The sequence below is a fragment of the Planococcus liqunii genome (assembly GCF_030413595.1).
GTDB lineage: Bacteria > Bacillota > Bacilli > Bacillales_A > Planococcaceae > Planococcus > Planococcus liqunii.
The window spans coordinates 3,715,840-3,733,582 of sequence record NZ_CP129238.1 but is presented as its reverse complement, the minus strand read 5'-3'; the positions used below and the strand labels follow the sequence as shown (position 1 = coordinate 3,733,582).

Below are 17,743 nucleotides of genomic sequence, written 5' to 3'. Positions count from 1 at the left end.
CGGTTGGGTTTATACATCTTTATCTACTTTCGACTTTATCTACAGTCCTTGTTTTAGATTAAATCACGTGAATGCGTCCTGCATTTTCGCTGGTGACTTCGCCGATAATGGAAGATTGGACGTTGCGTTCCTGCAAATCGCGCTGCAATGCTTCCGCTTCGTCAGCCGGCAGGGAAATCAGCAATCCGCCGGATGTAACAGCGTCGCACAAGATCAATTGGTCGAGCTTGCTGATGCTGTCATCGTAATCGATGTCTGGTGCCAGCCAGCTGTGGTTTTTGTAAGTTCCGCCTGGAATGATATGCTTTTCAGCCAGTTCTTTCGCTTTGGAAAGCACGGGAACATCTTTGTTCGAAATGGTCACGCCGACGTTTCCGCCTTTAGCGATTTCCATCGTATGGCCGAGAAGGCCGAAACCGGTGATATCGGTGCAGGCATTGACCGTGTAAGAATCCATGGCTTCCGCCGCGGCTTTGTTCAGCGTCGCCATCACATTCATCACTTCGTTCAAATCGTCTTCTTCCAGAATGCCTTGTTTAATGGCAGTCGTCAGGATGCCAACGCCGATCGGTTTTGTCAGGATCAAGCGGTCCCCTGGACGCGCACCGGCGTTTGAACGGATGCGGTCCGGATGGATGGTTCCAGTGACGGAAAGGCCGAACTTCGGCTCTTGGTCATCAATCGAATGCCCGCCGACAAGCGTGGCCCCCGATTCTTTCACTTTATCGGAAGCGCCGGCCAAAATATCGGCCAGGATGCTTTTATCAAGTGTGTTGATCGGGAAAGCAACAATGTTCATGACGGTCAACGGCTTGCCGCCCATCGCATAAACGTCGCTCAGTGAATTGGCCGCGCCGATTTGCCCGAACATATACGGATCGTCCACGATTGGCGTGAAGAAATCCAGTGTCTGGACAAGTGCGACTTCATCGCTGATTTTATAAACACCTGCATCGTCGGCTGTATCCAGTCCGACAAGCAAATTAGGGTCTTCTACATTTCTCGGTAAATGACGCAGAACCTGCGCCAGGTCCTCAGGACCAATTTTGCAGCCTCAACCACCTTTAGATGATAAAGACGTTAATTTAACCATATCTTTTTCAGTCATATTGATTCCCTCCTTTTATTCGAATAAAATCACTTGCCGCATCGCAGAAAAGCGGTGCTTATTCCACGATGCGCCTGTAAATCTTCAGCAGCGCTTCCGCTTCATGCAAAGCGGAATGCCGGACAGCTGCATAATGCTTCGCTTGCTGGCCGATCCGCTTCCGCACTTCCTTATTATTCATCAATTGCTCGGCATACTCCAGAAATTCAGTCTGGCCATTGTACAAGTACCCGGTTCTGCCATGCTCAACCATTCCGTTATTGCCCTGGACATCGGAAACCAGCACCGGCAGCCCGGAGCCCATCGCTTCGAGAATGGCAGCCGGCTGGCCTTCCGACAGCGACGTATTCAATACCGCGTCCGCTTGCCGGTAGACAGCACCCATTTGTTCATGGGGCAGTTCACCGAGATAGCGGATCCAGCCGGCATGCTTTTCGGCCAGAGCAAACACGATTTCGGCTTCGGTTTCTTCCAGCACCGGCCCCACCAGCCAAAGCCGGAGATGGGGATAGGTTTGTTGAAGCTTTTCCAACGACTGGATGGCGAACGGAATATTTTTTACTTGCCGGATGCCTGCAGGCAGAACGAATAAAAACGTTCCGTCTTCCTTTTGGAAAAGCGGACTGTCTTTTGGAAAACTGCTGGCCCCTTGCGCAATCGGGAAAACCTTTCCTTGAAATTCCGGTGCTTCCTTCAGCAGCAAGTCCTGCGCAGATTGGTCGAATACGTGGATCGCTTTTGCGCCGGCAAGCGCGGATAATACGCCATCGCGCTTTTGGGAATCAAATAAATCCACGTTTAAATCTGTGCCGGTCATCGTAATGATATAAGGGACCGTCAAGTCATCCAGACCCTGCAGGAACTGATGGAAATAATACGCGTGGAACCCATGGATCAGGTCTGCAGAAGGAAGAGAGGCCGCCCGATTTTCTCCGGTAGTCGACACAATCTGCGTTTCAATCCCGAGCTGTTCCAGATTGGCGGCCATTCGGCGAACCGTTACCGTGTTGCCGCGCGGCTGCGGATAGTTTGGTGCGGCCAGTACAATCTTCATAAGTGTTTCAATCCTTTATTCACTCTGCGGGCAGAGGATTTTGACAAAATGCAGGAGCATAACAAGTTCCTCTATCAATTATCATGAAATTAGGGGGATTTGTCACTTTTCGTGCCTGCATGCGCCCGCACTTGTCCATGAAAAAAAGCTGCCCGGAAAAGGCAGCCTTTCGAAAGTTTTATTATGGCGGGATTGTGTGGGAATCGAACCCACCGAGCCTGGCACGCAGGCCCCTCAGGGTTTTGAAGACCCAGGAAGACACCAGTCACTCATCCAACCCCATAATGTTCAAGCCCTCTAAGTTTATAACGAAAAAAAGGGAAGCGCAAGAAAGGCGCTTGATTGAAGGGGGAGAAGGGTTTCCGGAAAACCGGGCCCCATCACTTGAAACCCCCTTTGGCGAAGATTAAAGTAGGGATATGAGTATTTAAAGAAAGTGTGGGAGCGGAATGGACGAGACTTATTTTACAATCGGCATGGCCGGGCATATTGACCACGGCAAAACCACATTGACAAAAGCGCTGACAAACGTCGATACCGACCGGCTGAAAGAAGAAAAAGAGCGCGGTATTTCCATCGAACCCGGCTATGCACCTCTTCAGACCGAAGACGGTGCCCATGTCTCGATTGTTGACGTCCCCGGGCATGAGCGGTTTATTCGCCAAATGATCGCTGGCGTAGCCGGCATTGATTTGGTAATTCTTGTTGTGGCAGCGGATGAAGGGGTCATGCCGCAGACCGAAGAGCATCTTGAAATTCTCCAGTTTCTCGGCATCGAACACTGCATCGTCGCCATTTCGAAAATCGACCGGGTCGATGAAGACATGCTGGAACTGGTGACAGAAGACATTCAGGACCGGCTGACAGGAACGATTTTTGACGGGGCGCCTTATGTCGCAGTCGACAGCTTATCCGGCAAAGGCCTCGATGAACTGAAAGAAACGATTTTCCGTGAATTAAAGAAAGTAAAATTCCGCGATGCCTACGGGTCGTTCCGGCTCCCGATTGACCAGGTGTTTACAGTCCAGGGCCAGGGCACAGTGGTTCGCGGGACCATATATGAAGGCGTTGTCCAGCAAGGCAGCCAGTTGACGCTGCTTCCAAAAGGCTTGAAAGTGAAGGCGCGCCAAATTCAGGTTCATCACGAAGAACAGACGCAGGCGCGCGCGGGGCAGCGGACAGCCATCAATTTGGGCGGCATCGACAAGGCGGACGTCACACGCGGTGATGTGCTTGTCGCTTCCGACCATTTCGTTGTAACCGATACGATTGATGTGGCGCTTCGGGTAATTGACGCCGATTTCACGCCGCTTAAGCAGCGTTCCCCGGTAAAGGTCCATGTCGGCACTTCCGAAGTCATGGGCACGATCGTCTTTTTCGACCGCAACGACCTGGCGCCGGCGCAGGAAGAAGTGCTGTGCCAGCTCCGGCTTGATGAAGAAATTGTCGTGCGGCGGGGAGACCGCTTTATTCTGCGGCGGCCGACACCGGTGGAAACGCTCGGCGGCGGCTGGGTGATTCAGCCAAAAGGCGTGAAGTACCGCTTTGGCAATGAAACCATGGAGATGCTGCAGTCGAGAAAAGAAGGCACGCCGCAAGACTTAGTGGAAGATGCGTTAGACAAGCATGTCATCCTGGAACTTCAGCAGCTGATTCAGCACACTTCACTTGATGAGCATGTGCTTTTGGATACGATTGCTTCCAGAATCGAAGAAGGGCGCTTTTTGGAAGTGGCTCCGAAACGATACAGCCTAACGAAAACGCTGGCGAAAATCACGGACGATATGGCGGCGCGCCTTGCCAATTACCATGAAGAATTTCCGATGCGAGCGGGCATCGGCAAAGCGGAACTGGTCCAGTCGCTCAGTGCCGGTTACCCGAAACCGTTTATTGAATACAGCTTAACGGCATTCAGCGGCGGAGGCGGCATCAAGAAAACCGGCCAGTTCGTGGCGCTGGCTTCTTTTGAACCGCATTTGCCGAAGAAGTGGAAGACGCGCATGGAAAATATTATCGCAGCGCTGGAAAGAGACGGACTGAAAGTGAAAAAGTGGGACGAATATTTTGAAGGCACGCCGCTTCCGAAAAACGACATCCCTGAACTGACGCTTTATTTATTGAATACCCAGCAGGCTTACCGTCTGCTTGACGATACCTTGATCCACCGGACAGCTTTTGAAGAAGCAGTCGGAAAATTGCGGAACGGGACAGAACAGGCATTTGGCCTGAAAGAAGCTAAAGATGCGCTCGATGTCTCCAGAAAATATTTGATTCCATTTTTGGAACTGCTGGATGGCCTAAACCTGACAGAACGCCGGGAAGAACAACGCCATTGGACTGCTGGAGCGAATCAAGAGCAATAAGTATATAGAAGAAACCAAGGAGGAATCAGCATGGGCTACAAAATCTCAATTCAATTTTGCATGCAGTGAAACTACGCCCCCAAAGCCGCAAGGTTTGCGGAACAGTTATTCAGCCATTTTTCTTCAAAGATTGACTCGTTGGAATTGATTCCAAGTTCAGGAGGCGCTTTTGAAGTGACGGCCAGTGGCGTCAAGATTCATTCGAAGCTCGAGACAGGCAAGTATCCGGATATCGATGAAATTATACGAGTAATAGAAAAATAGAGATTGCGGAAAGGCTGCCTGCGGAAACAGGAAGTTCCGCGAGCAAATGGAGGATTTGAAATGAAACAATATTTGCGCCAGCTTCCGCCGGTACATGAACTGCAAAAAGACAAACGCTTTACGGAATTTCTCAACGAGTTTCGGCTGACTGCTGAACAGGCGACAAGGTTCATCCAGCAGGAACTCCGCGATTTGCGCGAAGAGGTATTGAGCGGCCAGTTGGCATTTGCGCCTTCTGCCGAAAACTTCACCAATGTCATTTTCGGAAATGCTTCCCAAAAAGCACGGAAGTGGAATGATGACCGCTTGATGCGGGTCATTAACGCCACTGGAACGGTTCTGCACACCAATCTGGGGCGTTCGCGGCTGAGTGAGCGGGCTGTTGCCCATGTCACCAAGGCGGCACGCAATTATTCGAATTTGGAGTATCAGATTGATGAAGGCAAGCGCGGCTCCCGCCACGACATCATTGAAGATTTGCTGAGGGAAGTGACCGGGGCTGAAGCAGCGATGGTGGTCAACAATAACGCGGCGGCAGTGTTTTTGGTATTGAGTGCGCTTGCGAAAAACAAAGAAGTGGTGGTGTCGCGCGGCCAGCTCGTTGAAATCGGCGGCTCTTTCCGGATTTCGTCGATCATGGAAGAAAGCGGTGCGCGTCTGGTGGAAGTGGGAACGACCAATAAAACACATTTGGCCGACTACGAAACCGCCCTTACGGAAGAAACTGCCATGATGATGAAAGTCCACACCAGCAACTTCCTGATCACCGGCTTTACGGAAACGGTGGAGACCGCTGCACTTGCCGAGTTGAAGCGTCGCTACGCGGGAATCGTGTTTTATGAAGACTTGGGAAGCGGTGCGCTTTACGACTTCAAAAAATACGGCATTGGCGACGAACCGCTCGTGCAGGAAGTCATCGCTTCAGGTGTTGACCTCGTGTCTTTCAGCGGCGACAAGCTGCTTGGCGGACCGCAGGCCGGCATCATTGCCGGGAAAAAAGAACTGATTGACCGGCTGAAAAAACATCAGCTGGCGCGGGTGCTGCGCGTCGACAAACTGACTTTTGCGGCACTCGAGGAAACCTTGAAGACTTATGTCATCGGGGAAGCCGCGGCGATGGAATTGCCGACAGTCCGAGATGTCATTCGGACGCCGGAAGAAATCCGTCTCCAAGCGGAAGCCTTTATTGCCGAGATGGAAGCAAAAACGTCCGCTTACCGCCTGTATTTGAAAGAAAGCACCTCCCAGGTCGGCGGCGGTACGATGCCAGGCGTGGAACTGCCGACATTCATGGCAGCCGTGTCGCATATTCACTTATCGGCTCAGGAGCTGGCTGCGAAACTGCGGAATTGCCGGCCGGCTATCATTGCCCGGATTCAGGACGAACGGGTTTGCCTCGACTTCCGTACCATCGAAGAACCGGAACTGGGCGAAATGGTAAAAGGGTTAATGGCGATTGAGCAGGAAAACAAAGTCGGGTATTGAAAAAAAGGGCTGTCCAATAAGTCGAATAATAGACTTAATGGACAGTCCCTTGCTTCTACTAAGGGTGTGGTAATACGATTGCTCCTGTTTCTGTCCCTGTTTCTGTATCGCTGCGCTAGCTTCGGGACATGACAAACCGTTGCATCGCTGCGCTAGCTTCGTCGCAAAGGAATTGCCCCAAATTACTTTTGGGACAATTCCTTTTTTAATGCTGTTTTTAATTTGAACCGCTGCTTTTCAGCCCTTCCTCCACCGCCCATTGATGGTGTTCATGGAAAAGGCGTTCTTTGGCCTCGCGGACCGACAGCCATTTCAAGTGATGGTCTTCTTCGATCGGCTCCTGTACTTTTTCACCGATTGCGGCAAGGTAGAAAGAGCCGTCGTTTATGACGGGGCCGTTCTGGCTGGACCGGTAAACTTGCTGCGCATGCCCGATATACGGTCCGACAACCAGTTCATGGCCGGTTTCTTCGAGCATTTCCCGTCTCAGGCATTCTTCGGGAGATTCGTTTTCTTCCAGGCCGCCGCCCGGCAGGAAAACCGGTCCGCGCGTCAACTGCACGACGGCAAGCTGGTCTTTTTGTTCATTGAAAATGACCGCATAAACACCTTTTCTGATGGGGTATTCCATGCCTTCTGTTTGTTCTCCAAATTTCATTGTCTTCATTAGAATTCTCCTTTATTACAGACCGAATAGTGGTATTAGCTCATTATAAGGGATTAAAGATCCTTTTCAAAAACAAATATTCATATTAGAAGCGGCAGAATTTGGTGACTTCTGCAACCCGAAAGCGTTGATGGCATAAGACAAAAAATTCCTGTTGGAGGAGAATGAAAGATGAAAAAAGGAGGATGCAGCTGCTTATGGGCAGCCTGGTATTGTTGAAATCTTAGAGTGGTTGCAACTCATGAAGGATTGGTTGTAACTCAGAAAGGATTGGGTATAACTTAGGAAAGATTGGTTGCAACTCACAGCAGCTTTGGTGCAATTCGCCACGCATCGGCCGCAGCTCAGAAGCCTATCCGATAATTTCAAGGGATTTACACGAAATGCTTCAACTCCTGAGTTCGAGAAGCTATACTGTAGCCAAGAGGCAGGATGCTGCAGAAAAGAGGGAATGCAGTGAAAAAACAAGTAGTGGTAATTGGACTGGGCCGATTCGGCACCAGTGTATGCAAAGAGCTTTACCGGCTAGGCCATGAAGTGCTGGCCATTGACACCAACGTCGACCGGGTGGACTATTTGCGGGATTATTCTTCCCATGCCGTTGTGGCCAACGCGACCGACGAAAGCGAATTGAAATCGCTCGGCGTCCGGAATTTTGACCACGCCATCGTGGCGATTGGAGACAACCTGCAGGCGAGTGTGCTGTGTACGCTGATGCTGAAAGAAATCGGCATCGCGAAAGTCTGGGTTAAAGCCCGGGACCTGCAGCACCAGAAGATTTTGGAGAAAGTGGGCGCGGATAAAGTGATTCAGCCTGAAAATGAAATGGGCATCCGTGTTGCGCAGCATATGCATTCCGATAAAATCATTGATTATATCGATTTGTCCAATGAATACAGCATCATTGAATTGGTGGCATCCGCGAAAGTAGCGGATAAAACCTTGAATCAGTTGAACATCCGCGAAAAATACAAATGTATCGTGCTGGCGATCAAGCGTAAAGAAGAAGTGGACATCGCGCCGCTTCCGAACGACCAGATCCAGCTCGGCGACATTCTCATCGTCATGGGTCATAAAAATGACCTAAAACGGCTGGAAGACCGCGGCATCTGACGCAAAAAGCCGCCGCTCCTTCAAAAGAGCGGCGGCTTTTTTTGCATACTTACATATTGGGAAGTTCCCGGCCTTCTGCAAAAGCCTTCAAGTTTTCGAGGCTCAATTCAAAACCGTCCATGTTGACCGTTACCCGGCTGCCGGTGTTTTCCGGGCGCACATCAAAAATAAAGTGAAGCTCGTCTTCATCAGCCGTATAGGAAAAACGGCTGTATGGCACAACTTCCGTAATCGTAAAACTCATGTCGACATGTTCACCTTCTTCGAGCTGATTGTGTTCACTTGGCATCAAAGTAAAGAGCGCTTTGCAGCCGGCTTCCAGCTCCGGAATCCGCCATACCGAACCCGGTGCATACCAGGCAGAAAAATTGTCTTCATTGGTCAGTGCGTGCCAGACCGTTTCAGGATCGGCGTCAATATAAATCGAACGATTTTCGTTGTCCATTCCATCAGCCTCCTCGTTTTCTTTTATCGTATGAAATGAGCGGGGAATAGACAAGTGCAGAAGCTGCATAATGAAAAAAATTGGAGCTGTGGAACCGATAGACGAAGGGCCGCCTTATCCCTATAATTTGGGTAAGCATAAGAAAGCGGTTTGGAGGGACTCAGATGAAAATCATCATTGCACCGGATTCGTTTAAAGGAAGTTTAAGTGCCGTCGAGGCAGCGGCGGCAATCGGCAAAGGAGTCAACAAAGCTTTTTCGGAGGCAGAAACCGTACTGCTTCCAATCGGTGACGGCGGCGAAGGAACGATGGAAACCTTAGTGGCGGCGACCGGCGGAAAATTGAAAACCGTGAGCGTAACCGGGCCGCTCGGCAATAAAATCGAGGCGGCTTATGGCGTATTGGGGGATGGAAAAACCTGCGTCATTGAAATGGCGGCAGCATCCGGACTGCACTTGGTGCCGGATGCCAAACTCGCTCCGCTGAAAACCACGACATTCGGCACCGGCGAATTGATCCGCGAGGCGCTCGATGATGGCTTTTCCTCATTCATCGTCGGGCTTGGCGGTTCGGCAACCAACGATGGAGGCGCCGGCATGCTTCAAGCCTTGGGTTTGCGGATCTGCAATAACGGCGGCGAGGAAATCGGTCCGGGAGGCGGCGAATTGGAGAAAGTCAGCGGGCTGGACTTCACAAATTTTGATGAACGGATCAGCCGGAGCCGTTTCGTCATTGCTTCGGATGTGGAAAACCCGCTGATTGGGCCAAACGGAGCTTCCCATATTTTCGGACCCCAAAAAGGCGCTTCGCCGGAAGACGTGGAATTGTTGGACCGGAGCCTGACGAACTGGGCAGACCGGATTTTAGAAGCAACCGGCATGGAACTGCATAACCGGCCAGGTGCAGGGGCAGCGGGGGGAATCGGCGGCGCTTTTCAAGCTTTTTTCCCGGCTGAATTGAAACGCGGCATCGATGTGGTCCTGGATTATACCGGACTCGACGGTCATTTGCAGGAAGCCGATCTGGTCATAACGGGTGAAGGAAAAGTGGACCGTCAGACGGCATTCGGAAAAACAGCTCTCGGGGTCGCGCAACGGGCGAAACGCAGCAATGTACCGACCATTATTCTCGCGGGCTCGGTCGGAAAAGGCATCGATGTCCTGCACGAACACGGTGTTGTCAGCATTCATAGCATTATCAATTCGCCCATGGCGCTCCAGGAAGCGATGCAAAACGCGGCGGAGTTGCTGGAAGACAGTACCGAACAAATTGTCCGCACTTATTTCCACCGATACACAATGTAAAGAAGGCTTTCCGGATTGATTTTCCGGAGAGCTTTTTTCTTTGCTGCCTTCCCTTCGTGTGGGATTTCCTGGCACCGGCTCAATTTCTTAATAATTTTTTTGGTATACAATTAATGAAATTCAGATAATAACATTGACCTCTTCACCCCTTTTATCTATACTGTTTTTAAAGATGGTATACCATTTAGGTAAGAACAGGAGCGAATCCATGATTCCCATTACTGAAGTAAAGAAGAACTCTGTCTATGAGTATTTATACAACGCCATCCGCACAGGGGATATAAAAGCAGGGCAGACGCTGACGGAAAGAGATCTGGCCGATAAAATCGGCGTCAGCCGGACACCGGTCCGGGAAGCCATCCGGAAGCTGGAAGAACAGGGGCTTGTGACGCATGTGCCGCATAAAGGCGTAAAGGTCGTCACGCTGACGGTCGAAAAAGTAAAGCAGCTGTATGAAGTGAGGGAGCTGCTTGAAGGATTGGCGGCACGGACGCTTTCGCAAATCCAGACGCCTGAAATCATGGAAGAATTGGAAGGCTACGTTGCGCGAGCGGAAAAAGAAGCGGTCGCAAACAACATCAAGGAGTTGTCTGAGATCAATTCGGAATTTCACCTGACGCTGGCGCGGCTCTCCGAGAACTTCTATTTGGAAGCGATCATGACGATGCTGCAGACGCAAATCAGCCTGATGATGGCGACATCGCTGTCGCACTCGGGGCGTCCGCTTGAGAATATCGAAGAACACAAAATGATGATTGGCGCAATCCAATCGGGGGATGGGGATTTTGCAGAAAGCACGGCGAGGTTCCATGTGCGGAAAGCAAAAGAAAATGCGCTTAAAAAAATAGCAGAGGGTGGAAATGGATGATGGAAACAAAAACATTGGTGCAAAACGTAATTAAGACAAAAATGGACGGCATTCCGGAAGAAGTAAAGCTCCACGGCAAACGAAGTTTGTTCAACTGGATGGGGGTCGCCATCGGCGCATCACACCATCCATCGGTCGATATGGTGCTTGGGCTGAAAGAAGACATCAACTCCGCGGAACAAGTGTCGATTTTCGGCCGTACGGAAAAAGTGGATCTGTTGCTCGGCAGTTTGATCAACGGCATGTCTTCGCATATTTTCGATTATGACGATACGCATCTCGACACGATCCACCATCCAAGCGGTCCGGTTGCGCCGGTCGTATTGGCGCTCGCTGAGAAATTCAATTTGACTGGTGAGCAGGTGCTGCATGCATTCATCCTCGGCTGTGAAGCGGAGCTGCGCATAGCAAATGCCGTCTATCCAAGCCATTACCACCTCGGCTACCACATCACGAGTTCGACAGGAGTGTTCGGAGCGGCTGTCGCAGCGGGCATCTTGCTTGAACTCGACGAGGAGCAGATGACATGGGCGCTCGGCATCGCCGGCACGCAGTCGTTTGGCCTCCGTGAAATGTTCGGCACGATGACGAAGCCGTTCCATCCGGGGAAAGCGGCGCAGAACGGCCTGATGGCGGCACTGCTTGCCAAAAAGAATTTCACCAGTTCCACCGAAGTATTGGAAGCAAAGCGTGGATTTGCCAATGTACTGGCACCTGAACACGATTTGTCAAAAGTGAACGTCAATTGGGGCAGCCAGTGGGAATTGCTGAAGAATGCATTCAAACCCTACGCTTGCGGCATAGTTCTGCACCCGTCAATCGATGCGTGCATCGCACTCGGCAAGCAGGTGAAGGCAGAAGACGTGGAGCGCATTGAACTGACGGTGAATCTATATGTCCTGGAATTGACCGGCAAACCGACGCCGCCGACCGGCCTTGCGGGCAAATTCAGCATTTACCATACAGGCGCTGTCGCGTTCTTGGAAGGCGATGCCGCTGAGGCGCAGTACGCAGACAGCAAAGTCACCGACCCGGCAGTTGTTGAATTCCGCTCGAAAATTTCACCGAAAGTCGACGCCAGCGTCAAGGAAGAAGAAGTCTATGCCACGGCATTCCTGAAAGACGGAAGCACAGTCGAGCATGTCGTGAAACACGCGACCGGGTCCATCGAAAATCCGATGACCGATGAAGACTTGGCCCGGAAATTCAATAACCTGACCCACCCAATTATCGGTGCGGAACAGGCGAACAAACTGCGGACAGCAATGTATACGATTGACGAAAAGAGAGATTTAGGTGAATTGATCCAATTGACAAAAGCCTATTCAGAAAAAGTGATCAACTAAAGCAACAGAAAGAGCCTTTATTCGTTAAGGCTCTTTCTGTCGTTTATTGGGAAAAGAAGCTTTTCGAGAGCCATTGCAGCTGCATTTTCCAGTAGCCATTTAACCCGAAAAATAGGATGATAAGAGCAATAAATGCAGAAAGAGGAGGGCATCAGATGAAAAGCGAGAAAGAGAAGATGCTGAAAGGTGAACTTTACGACGCGGCGGATCCGGAACTGCAGAAGGAACGGCTGCATGCGCGGCGCCTGACCCGGTTGTTCAACCAGTCGCTCGAAGCAGACATGAACCGGCGAACCGCCCTGTTGAAAGAACTGTTCGGCTCGACAGGGGAGGTTTTGGTGGTCGAACCGGCATTCCGCTGTGATTACGGCTATAACATCCATGTCGGTGAAAACTTCTATGCCAATTTTGACTGCGTTTTTCTGGACGTCAACGAAATCCGGATCGGTGCAAACTGCATGTTGGGGCCGGGCGTCCACATCTACACGGCGACGCATCCTTTGAATGCCAAAGAACGGATTGCCGGACCGGAAGCCGGGAGACCTGTCCGAATCGGAGACAATGTCTGGATCGGCGGGCGTGCGGTCATCAATCCGGGCATCACCATCGGCGACAACGCAGTCATCGCTTCCGGTGCAGTCGTCAACAAAGACGTTCCAGCCAATGCCTTCGTCGGCGGCAATCCGATCAGAACCATCAAGCAGTTGGAAGAATAAGGAATTCAAGAGAAAAAAACCGGACATCCATTGAGATGCCCGGCTTCTTTCTGTTAATTTTCAGTATGGAGCGCTTCCCACTCGGGACGTAAAATGCCCATGACAATAACGTCGAAGCGTTTGCCGTCGCGGTATACCATCGAACGTTTGCGGCCTTCAACTTGAAAGCCCACTTTTTCATAGGCACGGATGCCGCCTCCATTGTACTCGATCACTTCAAGGCCGACGCGGTCCAGGTTCAGTTCATGGAATGCGTAGCGAAGAATCAGCTTCAGGGCGTCCGTTCCGAAGCCTTTGCTGCGATCTTCTGCATTGGCGATGCCGATTGCCAGCAAACCCGCACGGTTATTCCACTCGATGGAATGGATGACGATAAAGCCGATCAAGCGGTCCTCGTCAATTGTCCGCAAACGGAAATATACTTCATGGGGATTCGGTGCTCCTTCGCTGGCGAGCTGTTCCTGCGTGCGGGGAAGTGCAAACTCGGTATCGATATTTCGCAGGTAATCGGAATCTTCTCCCCACCTGAGCATCAATTCTGTATCTTCTTCACGCGGCTGGGAAAGCTTCAGCTTTTCCCCGGTAAACAGGTTTGGAATAATATTTGTCATGTTTTTCTCCTCAATATTTTTAATCGGTGAACACTTCATTTTTCGAATAGTCCTCTGTTTTCCGCAATAACCCCAACCCCTTAATCCATCTTCATTTCATCATAGAATTTATAGAGAAAGAAGACAATATAAATAAAAAAATTTCAAATAATTTGGAAGCGCTTTAAAGGCCATGAGCTAAAGCTTTAGAGAAATCAGAAGTATAAAAATGTTGGATAAATAATCAAATAATTTAAAATGTTTGGTTGACTTCTTAATTTCCTAGTACTATGATTGGATTTAAATTTAATAATCTTATCCAGAGAAGCCGAGGGACTGGCCCGTTGACGCTTCAGCAACCTCTGACATTTGTCAGAAAGGTGCTAATTCCAGCAAGAATTTTTCTTGGGAGATAAGAGAGCGAAATCGTCCATTAACGCAGCCCTCTTTTCTCGTATGCAGAGAAAAGAGGGCTTTTTTATATGTTCCAATAAAACGAAGCCGCAGCAATTCCAAAACAAAAAATGAGGAGGAATAATATGACGAAGAAACGGATTTACTTGAATGCATTTGAAATGGTATGTGCAGGGGGCCACCAGTCCCCGGGCTTATGGCGGCATGAAGATGACCGCTCCCATACATACAAAGACAGCGAATACTGGATCGAGCTTGTGAAGCTGTTGGAAAAAGGGAAGTTCGATGCCATCTTTTTGGCCGACGTATTAGGTACATACGATGTTTACAATGGTTCACGTGACGCCGCTCTCCGCAACGCGGTCCAGACGCCCGTCAACGATCCCTTGCTCGTTGTTCCATTGATGTCTGCTGCCACCAAACATTTGAGTTTCGGCGTAACGGCTTCGGTTAGCCACGAACATCCCTATACATTTGCGCGGCGCATGTCGACGCTCGACCATTTGACGAAGGGGCGGGTCGGCTGGAACGTCGTCACGTCCTACCTGAAAAGCGCGGCCCTCAACATTGGCCAAGAAGACCAGATGAGCCATGACCAGCGCTATGACTACGCAGCGGAATACTTGGAAGTCTGCTACAAGCTGTGGGAAGGAAGCTGGGAAGACGGGGCAGTGGTCCGCGATAAAGAAGCGCAAGTCTACACCGACCCGTCAAAAGTCCATGACATCCGCCATGAAGGGGAATATTTCAAAGTGCCCGGCGCGCATTTATCGGAGCCTTCGCCGCAGCGCACACCTGTTTTGTTCCAGGCAGGCGCTTCGCCGCGCGGCCGTGAATTTGCTTCCAAGCACGCGGAATCCGTCTTCACAGCCGGCCCGACCGTCCAAGTAGTGAAAAAAGGAATCGACGCCCTGCGCAAACGGATTACGGCAAACGGCCGGGAACCGGAAGACGTCATCGTCTACACGACGTTCACCGCCATTGTCGGCAAGACGGAAGAAGAAGCGCAGGCCAAATACGAAGAACTGAAAAGTTATGTCAGCTACGAAGGCGCACTTGCCTTGCTCGGCGGTTGGACCGGCATCGACTTTTCGGGCTATGATCCCGATGACACTTTGGAATACATTCAAAGCAACGCGATGCAGTCGGCTGTTGAAGTGTTCACCCGGGCGGATCCGGACCGTAAATGGACCATCCGGGAACTCGCCACGTTTGTCGGCATCGGCGGACGGGGGCCGGTAGCCGTCGGAACACCGGAACAGATTGCGGACGAAGTTGAAAACTGGGTGGAACAAACAGGCGCAGACGGCTTGAACCTGGCCTATACGCTGGCACCGGGAAGCTTCGTGGACTTTGTGGAACTGGTGGTTCCCGTACTGCAGGAGCGAGGGCTCGTCCAAAAAGAATATGCAGAAGGAACGTACCGCGAGAAAATCTATGGCCAAGGCGAAAGCAAACTGAAAGCAACGCATCCAGGCGCAGGCTACAAGCAATTGAACGAACCGGTGAAAAACTGAAGGGGGAATGGGATGATGACAGCTTACTGGATCGGCGTCGCGGTTTTCTGGATTGCGGGACTGGCTCTATGGAATAAGATCTATCCGAAACCGAAACGGAAAGGAGAGGAAGGCAATGCGTGAAGACACAACGTGGCTTTTGCCGTTTATCATCGTGATGCTGATCGGCTACTTTGCCTGGACCACTTGGCTTGGCCGAAAAGGGGCAGTCCACAGCGGTTCCATGAAAGGCTTTGCCCTTGCCAAAGGAAAAATCAGCCCGGCCATCGTCGGCTTGAGCTTCGGTACTTCCTATGCCAGTGCGAATTTGTTTCTCGGCGTCCCGGGCTGGGCTTATACATACGGGCTGTCAACGCTTTGGTACACGATCGGCTGCTTTGGCGTCACCTGGCTTGGTCTCTTGCTGTTCACCAAAACTTTCTGGCGCTACGGCCAGAAAAACGGCGGCAGCCTGACGCTTCCCCAGTGGCTCGGGAACCGCTACAAAAGCAAAACCTTGCAAGTGCTCGTAGCGCTCCTGGTGCTGTTCAACATCTACTACATTGTTGGGCAGAATGTCGGACTGGCGACGATGTTTGAAACGGTCATCGGCATTCCGTATATGTGGGGCATTGCCATCGGCGTCGGCATCACGATTGTCTACGTCAGCCTCGGCGGTGCCTTTGCCCAGATTGTCAGTGACGGCATACAAGGCACGGCAATGGCCCTGGTCTCGATTCTGCTGTTCGTGTCGCTCCTCTGGACAATCGGCGGCGGCTGGAATGTCTTCGGCACGCTGCATACGGAACTTCGGGCAATCGATCCGGCGCTGGTGTCGCCGCTTTCGAACGGCGGCCCGTTTTATAGCGGCTTTGCCATCTTGAGCATCCAGTGGCTGCTGTTTTCATTCGTGCTGTTGCCGCATTTGATGAACAAAGTGCTGACAGTCGAAAAAGAAGAAGACTTGCGGACGTTCACGCTAACGGCCGGCGTTTCGCTGTTTGTCCTTTCCGTCTTTTCGGTATTTGCAGGCCTTGCCGCACGCGTCATCCTGCCGGGCCTCGCTTCAGCGGACAGCGCCATTCCGGCGTATATCCTGGAAGCTTTCCCGGTGGTCATCGTCGCTTTGATGGTGATGGGCTTGATTTCCGCCATCCTGTCGACGACCGACAGCCTGTATCTCGGCATCACCAACAGCATCGGCAATGACTTGTTTAAAGTGCTCGCGGTCCCGGTGCTGTACAAAAATAAAAAACTGACGGAACAGGAACTCGACGGCAAAGTGCTGAAAGCGTCGAAAGTCTCCCTGATTTTTATCGGCCTGGTGTCGCTGTACATGTCATTCAGCCGGCCGGAATCCCTGGCGCTGTTGACCAATTTCGGCACGTCGGCCATCATCAGCGGGATCGTGGCGCCGATCGGCCTCGGCTATTTCTGGAAGCATGCCAATAAATCGGGCGCCATCGCCTCTGTATTGAGCGGAGCAGGCTGCTATATGTTCCTGACGGGATCCGGCACGGTCGAACACGTTTTCCAGGCCATGTTCTTCAGCTCCGCTCTCGGTTTCGTCTCGATGATTTCCGTGAGCTTGCTGGCAGAAGCGGCTAAAAAACGCGAAAAAACCGCGCAGCAGGCTGTCTAAAATAAAAACAAGGAACTCCCGGATAAAAGGGAGTTCCTTGTTTCAGTTAAAATGCGTACTGGAATAGCCCGTAATACAAGGGCCCCAGCAGGATGACAGTCGAGACCGCCATGAAAATCGTGCCGGCTGCACCGGTTGCCGCTTCCGGTTCTTCGGCTTCAAACTGGCTTTTTAATTTAAACGCAAAAAGGACATCCCAAAGCAGGGCGCCAAAAAAGACGATTTTCCAGACAAGCGGATCGAGGATCTGGTTGTTGGTCACAAACCCGAACAATCCGATCCACGTTACAATGGAAACGGCCAGATCGAATTTGACCGGAAAAGCTGCCTTGCGGCTATGCAATAGAAAACCGATTGTCGTGGTGCCGAGTAATGCTGCATAAATAAACCAAAGTGTTTGTTCCATAAGTCATTTCCTTCTATTTGAGACTTCTTTCATTATAAGAGAATTGCGTAGGGAAGAAAACCATTTTAGCCATTTCATTTGTGTAACAGCGAACTGCCGCTTTTTCAGCAAAGGAAAATAAAGCGTGACCAATCTTTCAATTCTCCGTTATAATCCAACTAGGGGTGTTGAAATGGCAAACAAAAGCCACGGCCTGAAAAACGGCTGGACATTGATTATCGACAAATCATTTAAACTTTTTTCAAATGCCAATTCCTACGTCATTCTGGACGACGAGAACGACACCGTCATGCACTTCTCCGTCAGTGATTCGGAATTTGAAGTGTTCTCAGCGAACTGGGGGCTCAATTACAAAGTGATCCTGGGCTTTAAAACGATTAAAATATTGAATTTGCCTGAAGAGGACTAAACTGAAATGATGAAGCTTCCGGTCAGCCGGAAAGCTTTTTTTATTTATTTAAT

The 17,743-nt window shown here is 50.8% G+C and carries 16 protein-coding genes, 1 tRNA gene, 1 pseudogene and 1 riboswitch; of the genes and pseudogenes, 11 read left to right on the top strand and 7 right to left on the bottom strand.

What is annotated here, in order from left to right; translation table 11 throughout:
- Nucleotides 1–58: 58 nt before the first annotated feature.
- The 3 genes from selD to QWY22_RS18395 form a co-directional block, all read right to left on the bottom strand.
- Nucleotides 59–1,108: a selenide, water dikinase SelD gene (gene selD / locus QWY22_RS18405; RefSeq protein WP_300982244.1), complete on the bottom strand. Its 1,050-nt coding sequence runs from the start codon at nucleotides 1,106–1,108 to the stop codon at nucleotides 59–61.
- A 58-nt stretch (nucleotides 1,109–1,166) separates the two neighbouring features.
- Nucleotides 1,167–2,162, bottom strand: a complete 996-nt coding sequence (locus QWY22_RS18400; RefSeq protein WP_300982243.1) for a glycosyltransferase family 4 protein — start codon at nucleotides 2,160–2,162, stop codon at nucleotides 1,167–1,169.
- A gap of 184 nt (nucleotides 2,163–2,346) precedes the next feature.
- Nucleotides 2,347–2,443 (bottom strand) — tRNA-Sec (locus QWY22_RS18395).
- A 168-nt stretch (nucleotides 2,444–2,611) separates the two neighbouring features.
- On the opposite strand from QWY22_RS18395, the gene selB reads away from it, so the two are divergent.
- The 3 genes and pseudogenes from selB to selA all read left to right on the top strand — a co-directional run bounded on the left by selB (nucleotide 2,612) and on the right by selA (nucleotide 6,274).
- On the top strand, nucleotides 2,612–4,525 hold the full coding sequence (selB, locus tag QWY22_RS18390; RefSeq protein ID WP_300982242.1) for a selenocysteine-specific translation elongation factor: 1,914 nt from the start codon (nucleotides 2,612–2,614) through the stop codon (nucleotides 4,523–4,525).
- Between the two features lie 81 nt (nucleotides 4,526–4,606).
- Nucleotides 4,607–4,789, top strand: a pseudogene (locus QWY22_RS19610) (Rdx family protein); the annotation flags it as partial.
- A 60-nt stretch (nucleotides 4,790–4,849) separates the two neighbouring features.
- Nucleotides 4,850–6,274, top strand: coding sequence for an L-seryl-tRNA(Sec) selenium transferase (selA, locus tag QWY22_RS18385; RefSeq protein ID WP_300982241.1), 1,425 nt, complete (start codon nucleotides 4,850–4,852; stop codon nucleotides 6,272–6,274).
- 217 nt (nucleotides 6,275–6,491) lie between these two features.
- On the opposite strand, the gene QWY22_RS18380 is transcribed toward selA, so the two are convergent.
- Entirely contained in the window at nucleotides 6,492–6,941 is a 450-nt protein-coding gene (locus tag QWY22_RS18380; protein ID WP_300982240.1) for an NUDIX hydrolase, read from the bottom strand.
- A gap of 456 nt (nucleotides 6,942–7,397) precedes the next feature.
- Between QWY22_RS18380 and QWY22_RS18375 the strand changes: the two genes are divergently transcribed.
- Nucleotides 7,398–8,054 (top strand): potassium channel family protein, encoded by a 657-nt coding sequence (locus QWY22_RS18375; RefSeq protein WP_300982239.1) that lies wholly within the window; start codon nucleotides 7,398–7,400, stop codon nucleotides 8,052–8,054.
- A gap of 49 nt (nucleotides 8,055–8,103) precedes the next feature.
- On the opposite strand, the gene QWY22_RS18370 is transcribed toward QWY22_RS18375, so the two are convergent.
- Nucleotides 8,104–8,499 carry an SRPBCC family protein gene (locus QWY22_RS18370; protein ID WP_300982238.1) on the bottom strand — a complete coding sequence of 132 codons (396 nt, stop codon included), beginning with the start codon at nucleotides 8,497–8,499 and terminating at the stop codon, nucleotides 8,104–8,106.
- A gap of 164 nt (nucleotides 8,500–8,663) precedes the next feature.
- Between QWY22_RS18370 and QWY22_RS18365 the strand changes: the two genes are divergently transcribed.
- The 4 genes from QWY22_RS18365 (at nucleotide 8,664) to QWY22_RS18350 (ending at nucleotide 12,733) form a co-directional block, all read left to right on the top strand.
- Nucleotides 8,664–9,803, top strand: coding sequence for a glycerate kinase (locus QWY22_RS18365; protein WP_300982237.1), 1,140 nt, complete (start codon nucleotides 8,664–8,666; stop codon nucleotides 9,801–9,803).
- Between the two features lie 208 nt (nucleotides 9,804–10,011).
- On the top strand, nucleotides 10,012–10,671 hold the full coding sequence (locus QWY22_RS18360) for a GntR family transcriptional regulator (protein ID WP_300982236.1): 660 nt from the start codon (nucleotides 10,012–10,014) through the stop codon (nucleotides 10,669–10,671).
- Nucleotides 10,668–12,017 (top strand): MmgE/PrpD family protein, encoded by a 1,350-nt coding sequence (locus QWY22_RS18355; protein WP_300982235.1) that lies wholly within the window; start codon nucleotides 10,668–10,670, stop codon nucleotides 12,015–12,017. The genes QWY22_RS18360 and QWY22_RS18355 overlap by 4 nt, the downstream gene beginning before the upstream one ends.
- Nucleotides 12,018–12,172: 155 nt before the next feature.
- A complete protein-coding gene (locus QWY22_RS18350) occupies nucleotides 12,173–12,733 on the top strand; it encodes a maltose acetyltransferase domain-containing protein (RefSeq protein WP_300982234.1) in 561 nt (186 codons plus the stop codon).
- A gap of 53 nt (nucleotides 12,734–12,786) precedes the next feature.
- Here QWY22_RS18350 and QWY22_RS18345 read toward each other — a convergent pair whose 3' ends face one another.
- Complete coding sequence (locus tag QWY22_RS18345) at nucleotides 12,787–13,335, bottom strand: GNAT family N-acetyltransferase (RefSeq protein WP_300984431.1); 549 nt, start codon at nucleotides 13,333–13,335, stop codon at nucleotides 12,787–12,789.
- A 300-nt stretch (nucleotides 13,336–13,635) separates the two neighbouring features.
- Nucleotides 13,636–13,742: riboswitch (SAM riboswitch) on the top strand.
- Between the two features lie 120 nt (nucleotides 13,743–13,862).
- Between QWY22_RS18345 and QWY22_RS18340 the strand changes: the two genes are divergently transcribed.
- Both QWY22_RS18340 and QWY22_RS18335 read left to right on the top strand, forming a co-directional pair.
- Complete coding sequence (locus QWY22_RS18340; RefSeq protein ID WP_300982233.1) at nucleotides 13,863–15,254, top strand: LLM class flavin-dependent oxidoreductase; 1,392 nt, start codon at nucleotides 13,863–13,865, stop codon at nucleotides 15,252–15,254.
- A gap of 115 nt (nucleotides 15,255–15,369) precedes the next feature.
- Nucleotides 15,370–16,875 carry a sodium:solute symporter family transporter gene (locus tag QWY22_RS18335; RefSeq protein ID WP_300982232.1) on the top strand — a complete coding sequence of 502 codons (1,506 nt, stop codon included), beginning with the start codon at nucleotides 15,370–15,372 and terminating at the stop codon, nucleotides 16,873–16,875.
- A gap of 46 nt (nucleotides 16,876–16,921) precedes the next feature.
- On the opposite strand, the gene QWY22_RS18330 is transcribed toward QWY22_RS18335, so the two are convergent.
- Nucleotides 16,922–17,281, bottom strand: coding sequence for a hypothetical protein (locus tag QWY22_RS18330; protein ID WP_051413912.1), 360 nt, complete (start codon nucleotides 17,279–17,281; stop codon nucleotides 16,922–16,924).
- 172 nt (nucleotides 17,282–17,453) lie between these two features.
- On the opposite strand from QWY22_RS18330, the gene QWY22_RS18325 reads away from it, so the two are divergent.
- On the top strand, nucleotides 17,454–17,690 hold the full coding sequence (locus QWY22_RS18325; protein WP_036811412.1) for a hypothetical protein: 237 nt from the start codon (nucleotides 17,454–17,456) through the stop codon (nucleotides 17,688–17,690).
- Nucleotides 17,691–17,743: the final 53 nt, after the last annotated feature.

Excerpts from the sequence above, each read along its gene's own strand:
- QWY22_RS18400 (WP_300982243.1), bottom strand. The coding sequence starts at position 2,162 with ATGAAGATTGTACTGGCCGCACCAAACTATCCGCAGCCGCGCGGCAAC.
- selB (WP_300982242.1), top strand. The coding sequence starts at position 2,612 with ATGGACGAGACTTATTTTACAATCGGCATGGCCGGGCATATTGACCAC.
- selA (WP_300982241.1), top strand. The coding sequence starts at position 4,850 with ATGAAACAATATTTGCGCCAGCTTCCGCCGGTACATGAACTGCAAAAA.
- QWY22_RS18380 (WP_300982240.1), bottom strand. The coding sequence starts at position 6,941 with ATGAAGACAATGAAATTTGGAGAACAAACAGAAGGCATGGAATACCCC.
- QWY22_RS18370 (WP_300982238.1), bottom strand. The coding sequence starts at position 8,499 with ATGGACAACGAAAATCGTTCGATTTATATTGACGCCGATCCTGAAACG.
- QWY22_RS18365 (WP_300982237.1), top strand. The coding sequence starts at position 8,664 with ATGAAAATCATCATTGCACCGGATTCGTTTAAAGGAAGTTTAAGTGCC.
- QWY22_RS18360 (WP_300982236.1), top strand. The coding sequence starts at position 10,012 with ATGATTCCCATTACTGAAGTAAAGAAGAACTCTGTCTATGAGTATTTA.
- QWY22_RS18355 (WP_300982235.1), top strand. The coding sequence starts at position 10,668 with ATGATGGAAACAAAAACATTGGTGCAAAACGTAATTAAGACAAAAATG.
- QWY22_RS18350 (WP_300982234.1), top strand. The coding sequence starts at position 12,173 with ATGAAAAGCGAGAAAGAGAAGATGCTGAAAGGTGAACTTTACGACGCG.
- QWY22_RS18340 (WP_300982233.1), top strand. The coding sequence starts at position 13,863 with ATGACGAAGAAACGGATTTACTTGAATGCATTTGAAATGGTATGTGCA.
- QWY22_RS18335 (WP_300982232.1), top strand. The coding sequence starts at position 15,370 with ATGCGTGAAGACACAACGTGGCTTTTGCCGTTTATCATCGTGATGCTG.
- QWY22_RS18330 (WP_051413912.1), bottom strand. The coding sequence starts at position 17,281 with ATGGAACAAACACTTTGGTTTATTTATGCAGCATTACTCGGCACCACG.
- QWY22_RS18325 (WP_036811412.1), top strand. The coding sequence starts at position 17,454 with ATGGCAAACAAAAGCCACGGCCTGAAAAACGGCTGGACATTGATTATC.